Annotated in this window: 6 protein-coding genes; all 6 read right to left on the bottom strand. The window is 47.7% G+C overall.

The genetic code is table 11. The features are described 5' to 3' along the window. Positions 1 to 8: 8 nt before the first annotated feature. The 6 genes from EXU57_RS07890 to EXU57_RS07865 all read right to left on the bottom strand — a co-directional run bounded on the left by EXU57_RS07890 (position 9) and on the right by EXU57_RS07865 (position 12629). Complete coding sequence (locus EXU57_RS07890; RefSeq protein ID WP_133267637.1) at positions 9 to 1160, bottom strand: extracellular solute-binding protein; 1152 nt, start codon at positions 1158 to 1160, stop codon at positions 9 to 11. 286 nt (positions 1161 to 1446) lie between these two features. After that, entirely contained in the window at positions 1447 to 2994 is a 1548-nt protein-coding gene (locus tag EXU57_RS07885) for a RagB/SusD family nutrient uptake outer membrane protein (protein ID WP_133267636.1), read from the bottom strand. A 3-nt stretch (positions 2995 to 2997) separates the two neighbouring features. Continuing rightward, a complete protein-coding gene (locus tag EXU57_RS07880) occupies positions 2998 to 6114 on the bottom strand; it encodes a SusC/RagA family TonB-linked outer membrane protein (protein WP_133267635.1) in 3117 nt (1038 codons plus the stop codon). A gap of 528 nt (positions 6115 to 6642) precedes the next feature. Beyond that, positions 6643 to 7629 (bottom strand): hypothetical protein, encoded by a 987-nt coding sequence (locus tag EXU57_RS07875; protein ID WP_133267634.1) that lies wholly within the window; start codon positions 7627 to 7629, stop codon positions 6643 to 6645. A 143-nt stretch (positions 7630 to 7772) separates the two neighbouring features. Continuing rightward, the gene (locus EXU57_RS07870) at positions 7773 to 11072 is read right to left on the bottom strand and encodes a glycoside hydrolase family 2 TIM barrel-domain containing protein (RefSeq protein WP_243745543.1); all 3300 of its coding nucleotides are present in this window, start codon (positions 11070 to 11072) and stop codon (positions 7773 to 7775) included. Positions 11073 to 11351: 279 nt separating this feature from the next. After that, complete coding sequence (locus EXU57_RS07865; RefSeq protein ID WP_133267633.1) at positions 11352 to 12629, bottom strand: serine hydrolase domain-containing protein; 1278 nt, start codon at positions 12627 to 12629, stop codon at positions 11352 to 11354.

Raw genomic sequence — 12629 nt, 5'->3', positions numbered from 1 at the left:
CGGTTTGATTAGATAGCTGGTTGTAAGCTATGCCTGTACAATTCGTTTATTTCCTGTAAAACATCCGTGGCAGTACCACCGTTTAAAAGAAAATTTCGTAAAGGGTCACCTGCATGATCCTGGAAGTGCAGGTAACCATTATACCTCGGCCGGATATACCCATTTTCCATGGCCGGCATTACGCGGGTAAAATACTCATTACAGAGCAGATTTGCATTTTTATTGAGCCATGCCGACCGATGTCCGGGCTGACCCCCATGCTGTACATAAAAGGTACTTTGAATTTTTCGCGACACAATACCCGCGGCATATTTTACCGCAAGCGCTACATTGTTCGAAGTGGCGGAAACGGCCAGTCCGGTACCACCAACTGTGCTCCGTAATCTTACCTCATTAAAAGAAACCAGGTCATCATAGTGCAACAAGTTTTCAGCATAACCAACCCGTGAATAGTTGGAGTACCCATAAGCGAATGGGCAGTACCAAAATTGATCACCGGAACTCATCAGTTCGGCTACTGCGATAGGATTACGTTCAAACATCTTTTTGTCCAGCAAAACATACAAGCTCCTCATGGTTTCGAGGGCACGAAGTCCTGTAGCCGCATCAATCACCTCTTCTTCAGATGCAAACGGTACTGTGCCGTGAGCGATACAAAACATATAGAAATTCATCAGCGTGTCGATGGCAATGGCGGGAACTGCAACCCTTCCCTGTTCTGCAAGCCTGATGACCTCCTCCCATGTTTTTGGCACCCCTACCCCGTTTTGTTCCAGCAGATCCTTCCGGTAGCTTGCCACCGGTGTAGCCGCATCTATTGCAAGCGCCCACTGGTGACCACCATATTCATAACTCTGGTGAGAAAAGCCAACGCTGTTTGCCAGTTGATCATCCAGGTATTCGGCTGGCAGGTATTCTTCCAATGGCAGTACACAGCCTGTAGCAGCGGCACAACCAACCCATGGATGATCGATGATGAGCAGGTCGTATTCTTCGGTAAGTTTCTCAATCGGAAAATCTGCAAACTCCTGCAGGGTTCGTTTGGTCCAGCTGACTTCAACCTGCGGGTTTAATTCACTAAACCGTTGCGAATACGCCAGCAGTGGGGTAATACCGCGGCTGTGTCCCCAGGTTATTCCTTTTAAAACGATTTTCGACATCTATAATGTTTTCCAGCCTGGTTTTTTATGGGCCAGGCCTTTGTTACTCGATTTGGCCGCGGTTGCCCGCCCGGCCGCGCCAGTCGGACGGGCGTCGCACAGCGTGTACGGCAACAAACAATTCAGCCGGGCCATATGCGGGCACGTTTACAACTTCGTGGTAAAAATGTATATTGAGTTGCAGGTTTCTTGCTCAATAAAGAACAAACTGTACAAGAGTGCGACGCAAGTAAAGCCAAATAGCATTCCTATCCTATGGCCCAACATGGCGCCTGTATCTTGGTAATTAGTAACCTGGATTTTGTACGAGAGCAGGATTATTATCCAACTCCGATTGTTGAAAAGGCAACAGGTAGTTCTGCGTTCCAAACACCAAAGGTGCGGCTGACGGCGTTTTTAGCGTTGGCAATTTGATGTGTGCGATGTTCCATCGTTTTAAGTCGTTGTAACGCTGCCCTTCGAAAGCAAACTCAACCCTGCGCTCGTGGCGGATATAGTCCCTTAGCTTTTCTTTGGTATTGTATTTTGCTTCATCTACAGGTGGCATGTTTATGCCTGCCCTGCCACGCACCTGGTTTATGGCAGCATAAACCGTAGCGTCGGGGCCGCTAACCTCATTTTTCGCTTCGGCATACATCAGGAGTACGTCGGCATACCTAAGGTGAATATAGTCCTGGTCGGTTGTTGTAGCGGATGCGGTTGTAAAGGGTGCCTTTGAAAGATCCACATATTTTTCAACCAGGTAACCTGTGAATGTACTGTAGCTACCGGTCCATGCTACGCCGGCGGCATTCCTCCAGGTTTCGCCCGGCAGTTTAACCGACAGGTCAAGCCGTGGATCGCGGTTTGCGAACGGGGCAGCCGGGTTGTATAATGGTGATTCGGTAATCGGCTTACCATCGGTCATCTCGTAATCATTCACCAGGTCCTGGTAGGGTTGCATGAGTGAATACCAGCCCAGCTCTATATCCATACCTGCTGCACCCGGACTTGTTCTTTGCGGGTTAGTGGTAGCAAGATATTGGGTGGAAAACATGATCTCCTGGTTTACTGCAGCATTGGTTTGACCGGCGGTTCTAAACAACCCGGCGTAATTGTTTGCCAAAGCAAACTTGCCACCGCCCGTTACCTGTTGGAGTACGGCAACTGCGTCGGCCCATTTTTGTTGGGTAATCAGCACCCGGCCTTTCATACCCTGTGCACTACCTTTAACGGCGTGCCCGCTATACCTGTTATCAGGCAGGTTTGCAATGGCAAAGTCAAGGTCTTCTTCGATAAAAGCATAAACTTCCTCCCTGGTGCTTTTGGCGATCTTCGCTGACTCAAGCGTTGCAGGAAAATTCCGGTAGATAATTACTCCGCCAAAATTTTGCACGAGGTCGAAATAACAAAGTGCACGAATAAAACGAGCCTCGGCTTTCATTATATTCTTGCCTGCCTCAGCTACCGGTGCCTTATCGATGTTGTCGAGAAAATAGTTGCATGAGGTGATTGCCCGGTATGGTGAACTATACATGTTCGCAAGTGCGCCACCAAGCGTAGCAGAAAGACTGCCCGTGGTCATGATCATAAAACTTCCCTGGTTGGTATTGTCCCACAAAAAGGCGTTATCGGTAAGACCGTCGAGGTACACCCTTTCGTAGCCAAGAAAATTTGATTGCAGCCTTGTGTATACACCAGCTAAACCGCTGTTGGCATCAGACTCGGAAGCCCAGAAGATTTCTGAGGAAACATTATCAAGCGGGTTCCTGTCCAGCAAATCTTTGTTGCAGGATACTGCCGGAGCGAGCATACAGCAACATAAAAATGAGAGTATTTTATTCTTGATGGTCATGACTTAAAATTTGATGTTTACGCCTGCATTGAAAACACGGGCCTGTGGATATTGGGCAAAGTTGCCTGTAGTACTCGAACGTTCAGGATCGCTGCCTTCGTAATTGGTAATGGTGAACAGGTTATCGCCGGAAAGATAAACGGTAAGTTCTTTGGCTTTAATGCGACCAATAAGCGAACGCGGTAGTGAATATGAGAGTACCACATTTTTTAACCGCAGATACGATGCATCCATCAGGTAAAAAGTAGATGCGGCATAACCTGATACCCCTGTATAACCCTGGATATACATAGCCGGTAAGGTATTACTGCGATTTGCAGGGGTCCATGCATCGCGCCACTTTTCTGAGGGTGCAGAATGCTGGTGGAAAGGATCTACCCCCCAACCGGTAACCCGGTTTTTAATACCCTGAACACCCTGGAAAAATGCCGACAAACTCAAACCTTTATAATCAACATTAAAACCGAACGAATACATATAATTGGGGTAAGCACCATCAACAACAACCCGGTCGTTTGCGTCGATTACACCATCGCTGTTCACGTCCTTCATTTTAAGATCGCCCGCTTTGGGGTTTGGATTCAAAGAATGCTTGGGCAGTTTAGACCCTGCTACGGTGTCTTCGACCTGTATGATACCATCCCAGATATACAGGTAGTGCGAACCGTAAGGCAAACCTACCTGGTTAATGCTGCTTCCGAAGCCAGGCACTTTGATATCCAACACCTTGTTTTTAGCCGTTGAAACCTGGGCATTAACACCATAATGCACCTTACCAATGGTTTGCTGGTGCCGGAGTTCCAGCTCTATTCCCTGGGACTGCATGCTCCCGTTATTGAAAGTTGAGGAAGTAAGACCAAGGCTAGCCGGAACCGGCTGTGCAGCGAGGATATCACTTGTTGTTCTCCTGAACCAGTCGAACGTGAACCCGAACACATTTTTACGCAGGTCCAGGTCTATTCCATAATCAATCGTGCGGGTGGACTCCCATTGTAAACTCTGGTCCTTAAACGAATTCAAAACGGCGGCGCTTACCGGTGCAGCGTTTCCGAAAGGATAACCCCCGCTTACGGTGAGCACGTTTTGGTAGGAATAGTTTCCGATGTCCTGGTTGCCGAGGGTACCATAGGATGCCCGAAGTTTAAGGTTGCTGATCGCGCTAACATTGTCGCGAAAGAAGTCTTCATTGGATACCAGCCAGCCAGCCGAAACCGACGGGAAAAAGCCCCAACGGAATTCAGGTGAAACCCTTGAGGTACCATCGTACCGGGCGTTTACTTCAAGCAGGTATTTGCCCTTGTAATCATAATTTACCCGGCCAAACACCGATTGCAGCGCCCACTCAGAAACACCTGGTAATCCTGGAAGACGGGGATAAGTGGCGTTTATCTGCTCACCCGTAGCGTTGTAACCGGCAATCTCTGTAATTGCTGATGACACCCCGTTCAACCTTCTTCCCCGCAGTCCCTGGTTGCGGTTGTAGAGTTGTTCGTAACCAACAAGTGCTTTAAAGTTATGGTCGTTTCCAAACTTGGTATCATAATTCAAAACCGAATATACCGTTGGATTGATCGATTTAGAATATTGATCCGTTACGCCAAGGTAGTCGGGTCCGAAGGATTGCGCCCGGTATTCATTATTCGCGCCACGATCCTGAAGCAAGTAGGCAGAATATGGATGCTGGTACATCTTGTAATATTCATCTACATAGTTGATGGCAACTTTCGACGACCAGGTAAGACCCTTTAACAGCTTGATGTCGATATAGGCCTGGGCATTCAGGTTGTATTCTTTGGTGTTCTGGTAACCCATTTCAAATGCTTCCTGTACGTTACGGTTGCGTCCCTCAAGCTCGTAAGCGCGTGAAACGATACGGCCGCTACCATCTGGTAAAAATGGCCCGTAAAGTGGTCCCGCGGCATATACCAATAAGGCAAGATTTTCACTGGTGAAAGGTGGTTCCTGCCGGTTCTTATAGGTCATGTTTATGGTGGTACCCACATTGATGCCGCTGGTTACCTGGTTGGTGTAATTCAATAAAGCGTTATACCTTTTGAAATTATACACCGCCAGCATAGCATCCTGGTTTAAATAACTCATGGAAACATTGAAGGTGCTCCGTTCGGTACCACCTGAAATGGAGAGGTTGTGGTTGGTAACGGTGGCAGGATTAAAGTAGTAGTCGATTGCGTTGAAATTGGGATACTGTGCGGGATCTGAACCACTTTCGTATTTATCAATATCAGCCTGCGGGTACTTGAATGCAACACCTTGCCTGTTTGCTGCGGCATTATACATTTTCATGTATTCTGCGGAATTCGTGATTAGCTTTGGAAGCGCTGTTGGGGTATGCCGGCCAACATTTACCCGGTAGCTTACCGTGGTTTGTCCCCTGCGTCCTTTTTTGGTTGTAACGAGTATTACACCATTGGCCGACCGGGAGCCATAAATGGCAGCCGAAGCAGCGTCTTTGAGGACGGTGATATTTTCAACGTCGTCGGGTGAAAGGTTGTTGATGTTACCGGTAACACCATCGATCAATACGAGTGGACCTGAACCGGCACCAAACGAAGCGCGTCCCCGGATTAATAAGTTGGCATTATCACGCCCCGGCTCAGCCGAAGGTTGTGTTACCTGCAGACCGGCTACCCTGCCCTCGAGCATATTGGCAACATTCGGAACGGGGCGTTGTGTAAGTACATCTCCTTTTACGGAAGCTACAGAACCCGTGAGGTTGATTTTGCGTGTGGTGCCATAACCGATGACCACCACTTCATCCAACGCGTTGCCAAGTGATTTCAGCTGCACGTTGATGGTGGTGCGATTGTTCAAAGGCACTTCCTGTGTTTCGAGGCCGACGTAGGAAAAACTGAGGCTGGTGGCATTATCCGGAACGGCAATGGAAAAGGTACCATCTGCCCGGGTCAAGGTTGAGGCTGTGCCATTGGTTACAAGTACCGTTACATCAGCAAGGGGTTCTCCCCTGTCGTTGGTAACCCTGCCGCTAACGGGCTTTTGATAATAAACTTTCGGCGACTTTTCTTTTATGAAACGCGGAGTGGAATAGGCCGGGACACCCACAAGGAGTCCCGCGCACATGGCAAGTAGCAAATGCTTCATAGCTAATCGTAGAGTTTTATGTGAGCAGCAAATGTTCTACACCGGCAACAGTGGGTGCATTAACACCAAACATTCAGGTACTAAAAGTAGATTGAGGCTGCGCGGTAAACAATGGCAGGTTTAACTATAATGATGGATTATTTTACTATGGGGATGGCGGATAAAAGAGAACCGCAGAGAATGGGAGAAGCAGAGGGTACGCAGAGGAAGTGATGAGTTATGAGAGATGGGGACGTGCTTGGGGGTTGGGTATTGAGGTATTGGGTATTGGTTGTGAAGTTGATAGGTTGATTAATTGATAGGTTGAGAAGTGGAGAAGTTGAGTAGTTGAGTAGATGAGAAGTTGATTAGTTGATATGTTGAGAGGCCGATCAGATTCGGCTATAAGTTCGCGTACGTTCTAAATCAAGTGCTGAATGGTTAACGGGATCATACCAGTAGACAGCCAACATAAACTTAGACTTTCATACAATCTTCATCAAGCGAATGCACATCATTATAGCACCAATCATTTTGAATTTTACATTTTTAATTTTTAATTTTCTTCCCCGCTTCAAGCACTCCTTTCGCACCTTCGATATACCGCAGGTTGGTATTTAGTCCATCCAGTACAATTACCCCTTGCAACGAAGAAAACTTATGTGCATACTGACGCCATGACCAGGCGAGTTTACCAGCAGGGGTATATTCAAGTACCTGGTGACCGCTACCCCCATAATTAGGACCGTGGCCCTGCCAGTTGGCAACCACATAATTTCCATTGGGCAATACCTGGAAGCCGGAAAAAAAGTTTGGCTTTACTTCAGGCGGACCAGTGATGGTGGAAACAGGTTTACCCGCTTTGTCAAAAACTTCGAAATAACCTGCATATCCACCGCTCACAACAGTTTGGCCGTTTGCCAACCGAAGCGCCTGCCAGGCATTTGTTTTCTCAGGCCCCTTGGTGAGGTTTGCTTTCCAGATGATCTTGCCATTGGCATCCGTTTCGAAAACCATCTTGTTCGCTGTTACCAGGTAAGTCCCTTTTGCGGTTTCACGTACGAGACGTACATAATCGTATTCAGGAAAATTCAATACTTTTTTGACCAACCCGGATTTATTTACTTCGGCAAGCACGGCACCTTTTTTGCCCTGCGCATTCAATCCTACAACTAGCAGATTTCCATTCCGCAACATACGAACCATTACCGTTCCGGGGTAGGTCGTATCTTGTTTTACCAGCTTACCGCCTTTGATCTCGCGCACTTCATAACCGTTACCTGTACTAATCAACACTTCTCCATTTCCAACCAATTGCAGGTCGCGACCGGCCGGTACCGTCACAAACCAGTTTTTCGTGGAGTCTGCAAGATCAATATAACTGACCTGGGACAGTCCTTCATCACGAAGCAACATCTTCCGCTTCGATCCATAATTATCGCTCTGGCAGAAAGCAGTTGTACCAATCAGGAGCACAAACGACAGTAGTAAAATCCTCAGTTCAAATCGGTTTATTAGCAGTTGCGACGTAATCATGACTTAAATATTTTAACGAGTAACCAGGTGTATTCACCGAGGCCTGGCTTACATTTCAATAAACTTACCAATTAACGGTCATCAAGTTCATTTTTTGTTAGCTTGACCGGCTGACTTTTTACTTTTTACTTTTGACTTTTGACTTAAAACCTTACTCCTTTCACCTGGCTGCTTATACTTTGTTTCCCGGTAGTGACGGGCTTTAGGAAGAAGCTGTAACGATATGGCCTTGAAGGTATCTGGTACTTTTCTAACGGCGCCGCAACATCGCTCCAACTGTCGTTTCCACCAACACCCATTTGTATAAGGTCGATGTTCAACGTAATATAACCAGCGTCTTTTAGCTTGTTGGTATGTTTAGCATTCTCGAGGTTTTCATCGGTGTATGGCCAGGCGCTCATGCTGAGCAGGCTATCGGCGACGACCATTAAACCCGACCTGCTTTTGTCGGCTAACAGCATCCAGCGAACATCGGTCCGGTTACCATTCTCCTGCGGTACGGCATAGTTCTCCATGAATCCTGTAATCGGCTGGCTGTAAATGGCTGCATCAAAACCATAGTTGCGATCGATGTAGTTTTCCAGTTCCCCCCTTCCATACCAGGTAATGTTGTCGTATGCACGGTTGATCCCGCATTGCATACCAACCTTTGGAATGTTGGGCAAGCCGGGTAATGGTGTCAGTGCATAATCAACCTTAACAACACCATTGCCCGCAATGGTATAATTTACCAAAACGGTTGCGCTGTCGTTGATCAGGCGGTAAGTACTGGTTATTTGGTGACTGCCATTTGCACCCGCTTTCGATACAATGTTCTTCAACTGAGGCAGTGCATCATACCATTGTTTTAGTTTCCTGTTCGACTTCCAGCCACGACGATCGTTATCGGTAAGCGGCCGGGTAAAATGCGGCAAGAGGGGCTGCATTACCTGCTGTTTGCCGTTGAGCAGGTAAGAACTCAAGGCACCATTGGTTTTATTGATTTTGACCTCGAAGCCTTTCCCCTGGATTGTATAGTCAGAAGCACTTTCATTGACCGTCGTTTTTGGAAAAGCTGAAACGCTTGCTTTCATAGTAGATAGCCCCGTTAATGCAAATTGATTCGATGCCACTTCAAAGCCCGCCGGTGCCCAAAGCTCATCTGCTTTAAGCATAAAGTGAATATCAGCCAGGTACTCCGAATGGGGTGTCATCTTTGGCAGGTAACTACTGATGTTGATGATGGTATCGCGACCTGCCCCGAGTGATATTGCGGGCAGGTCTTTTGTAACCACAACATTGCCGTTTTCTCTTACCACGAGTTGCACCGCATAATCGGCAAGTGACTTTACTGCATGCCTGTTAAGGATGCGAATGGTGCCTTCCTTTGCATTTACCAGTTCGCTTTGTGCGCCCTGGTACACGCGTTTGCATTCGAACATCGGCGCTTTGGGCCGGCCGTCGGATGCAACTACGCCTTTAATCGTAAAGTTGTCGAAATACCTTTCGCCGTAGTCACCACCATAAGCATAGAACTCCACCCCTGCCGAGTCTTTCTTTAGTAAACCCTGGTCCTTAAACTCCCAGATGGCTCCACCGATCACCCGTTTGGTGGAGCGGAAGATGTCCCAGAAGTCTTTCATATTTCCAACCGAATTACCCATGGCGTGCGCATACTCTACGAAGAAGATCGGGCGGTTATCGCCATTGTTTTGTTCGGCCAAAAGTTTGGGGGTATAGTCGCTCGGATACATCCGGCTGATGATGTCGATGTAAGGCGCATCCCTGGGGTTTTGCGTACGGTGCGAGTGATCATTTGATTTCAGGTACCTGGGGTCCGATGGATCCATATAACCTTCCAGACGTGGATCACCCATTGCAGGCTCATAATGCACGGGCCTTGTAATATCGAATTCATGTATCCACTCAGCCATTGCCGCATGGTTTGGTCCCCTGCCTGACTCGTTACCCAGGCTCCAGATGATAATGCTTGGATGATTCTTGTCTCTCATCACCATACGGTTGCTGCGCTCGAGGTAAGCCGCCGTCCACTGCGGATCGTTACTCAGCTTCGAACCAAGTCCATGGGTTTCGAGGTTAGCTTCATCGATAACCAGTATTCCATATTCATCACACAAGTCGTACAGGTAAGGATCCATAGGATAATGGCTCGTGCGAATACAATTGAAATTAAAACGCTTGATGGTTCGAACGTCTTCAAGGATATCCTCCCTGCTCAACGCTTTCCCTTTTACCGGGTGGTGATCCGGCCGGTTTACCCCGTACAGGTAAGTGACCTTCCCATTGATCAGGAGCTTGCTGTTGTCTTTTGCAAATTCAACGGTGCGGAAGCCCACCTTACAACTTTTTGCTTCGAGCACATTGCCTGCACTGTCCTCCAACGATAACACGAGCGTATACAGGTTCGGGATTTCATCGCTCCACTTGTCCGGATTCACCAGTTTTGTTTCGAGCAGGCCAAACTTCACATTATCGAGCCTTGGATAAATTTCGTTGATGATGGACTCAACGGATCGTTCAAGGGGTTGTTCAAAAACATCCTTGTTGTTCCGGTTGTATAGTCTTGCTTTTACTTTGTAGCCGGTTACTTCCTTGCCTGTCAGGTTTTCGATACGCGGCCGAATACTCAGCACAGCGTCCCGATAATCTTTGTCGAGTCTGGCCTGCCAGTGAAAATCAGCAATGCGCAGTTTTGGTTCGGCAAGCAACAGCACCTCGCGGTGTATACCGCTGAGCCGCCAGTGATCCTGGTCCTCTAGAAATGATCCATCACTCCACCGGATTACCTGAACTGAAACAATATTTTCACCGGCTTGCAGGTATGGTGTAATGTTAAATTCCGATGCTAAAAAACTATCTTCTGCATAACCCAAAAACTTGCCATTGAGCCATACTTTATAACCCGAACTTACACCGCCGAAGTGCAGGGTAATGTTCATGTTCTTCCAATTGTCGGGCAGGGTAAATGAGCGCTGGTACGAACCAACCCCATTATAATCCTGAGGCACGTGTGGAGGGTTAACCGGTCGAAACGGGTATACCGCACTTTTATAAATCGGCTTATCAAAGCCTTTCATTTCCCAGTTCGATGGCACTTCGATTTTCTTCCAGCCGCTTACTTTGTTTTTGTAAAAATCTGCAGGTGCATCAGCAGGCTTTATTGCAAAAGAAAAATCCCATTCGCCGTTAAGCGACAACATGCGGGTAGACTTTGTGCGGTCACCCTGTAATGCTTCGTTTACACTATTAAACGAGTAACCTGTTGCGCGGGACGCATCCCGGTTTATACCACTGATTGCAGGATCTTCCCAGGGCTCGGTGCTGTAGATAGCCGGAACGTTCGGGATAGCAGCAGGGGTTTTATCCACCAACTGCGCACTTACACTTAACCCTGCCAGGAAAGTGGAAATCAAAGCCACGAATACAATATTTTTCTTCATCATCAATTTGCAATTAAGGTTCATTGTACCGTCTTAAACGACGATACAAAGCATAAAACAATCTATGCACCCAGGTCATAAGCGCAATCACGGCTACACGCTTGAACTAAGCCCGTCCGAATGGCGGGCCGGGCTCAGTTCAACGGCAAACCATTGGTGATCTTCAGTTTCCCCTTTAAACATACCCGGGACTTATTAACGTTCTAACCTATAAACATTACAACCAATCAACCTTTCAACTAATCAACCTATCAACTTCTCAACCAATCAACTGATCAACTTTCACTCGACCATCGTATACACCGTGGCTTTAAACTTATCGTGCACCTCGCCGCGTAATCCCATCTGCTGCACAAAAAGCAGGCAAACCAGTTTTTCTGCCGGATCAACCCAATACGTGGTACCAAAGTAACCGCCCCATGCAAATGAACCTTTTGATACGCCCAGTTTGGCAAAGCCACGCTCGGAAGTAATTTGAAATCCGAGCCCGAATTTGTCGACACCCACATTCAGGTCACCGATCTGGTTGGTTGTCATCAGCTCAACACTGCGCTTGCTGAGCATTCTTTTGTTGTTATAAACACCACCGTTCAACATCATTTGCAGAAAAACAGCGTAGTCCCGGATGGTGGAACTCAAACCCGCACCGCCGGAGTAATACATGCCACGGGTGCGTGGATAGTTGGTAGCCTGCACAGGGGCAGACTGAAGTTTGCCACTTACAATAGCATTCACAGGCACCAGGCGCGCGTGCTTATCTGCCGGTAAATAAAAGTAAGTGTCATTCATTTCAAGCGGCCTGAAGATGCGCTCGGTAAAGAACTGGTCGAGGCTCATTCCGGAAAGTACTTCAACGAGGTAGCCAAGCAAGTCGGTATTCAGGCCATAGGTGTAACGTTCGCCCGGCTGATGTACAAGGGGCACCTTACCAAGCGCAACCATCTTTTCCTTTAGCATTGTGGTTCCATCGCCTATACCTGATGGTATGCCTGCCTTTGCATATATGGAACGCATTTTAGCCGAACCGATACCGGCGTAATCAATACCTGAAGTATGGGTAAGCAGGTCCCGGATGGTAATCTCCCGTTTTGCGGGCACCGTCGTATAAGTGGTATCTGCAGCATTATACTGGTCAACTACAGCGGGCTTTGCAAACGTGGGTATGTACTTGGAGATGGGATCGTCGAGCAGGAGTTTACCATCCTCGAACAACATCATTATAGCAACGCTTGTAATCGCCTTTGTTTGCGATGCAATGCGAAAAATATTGTCCACTCGCATAGCATCCCCTGAACCGGGAGCAGCAAGCCCCACGGCTTTCTCGTACACCAGGCGGCCATCCTTTGCCACAAGTGCAACTGCTCCGCTGATCCAACCGCTATCCACATAGCTATTGATGAGCTTGTCCATTCTTTGTTGAAACCTCGCCTGTGATTCGGTGGCTTTTGTTACTGCACGGGTAAGCGTTGGTTGCGCAGTAATACTCGTTTGCAACAGCAACAAAAACCAGCCAAAACAGATTTGGTTTAAGAGTCGTTTATTCAGGTCCACATGTTTCAT

Source organism: Segetibacter sp. 3557_3, assembly GCF_004354985.1.
Classification (GTDB): domain Bacteria; phylum Bacteroidota; class Bacteroidia; order Chitinophagales; family Chitinophagaceae; genus Segetibacter.
This window is presented reverse-complemented; position numbering and strand designations above follow the sequence as displayed.

Coding starts and splice junctions, on each gene's coding strand:
- EXU57_RS07870 (WP_243745543.1), bottom strand. CDS start 11,072: ATGATGAAGAAAAATATTGTATTCGTGGCTTTGATTTCCACTTTCCTG.
- EXU57_RS07885 (WP_133267636.1), bottom strand. CDS start 2,994: ATGACCATCAAGAATAAAATACTCTCATTTTTATGTTGCTGTATGCTC.
- EXU57_RS07890 (WP_133267637.1), bottom strand. CDS start 1,160: ATGTCGAAAATCGTTTTAAAAGGAATAACCTGGGGACACAGCCGCGGT.
- EXU57_RS07865 (WP_133267633.1), bottom strand. CDS start 12,629: ATGAAACATGTGGACCTGAATAAACGACTCTTAAACCAAATCTGTTTT.
- EXU57_RS07875 (WP_133267634.1), bottom strand. CDS start 7,629: ATGATTACGTCGCAACTGCTAATAAACCGATTTGAACTGAGGATTTTA.
- EXU57_RS07880 (WP_133267635.1), bottom strand. CDS start 6,114: ATGAAGCATTTGCTACTTGCCATGTGCGCGGGACTCCTTGTGGGTGTC.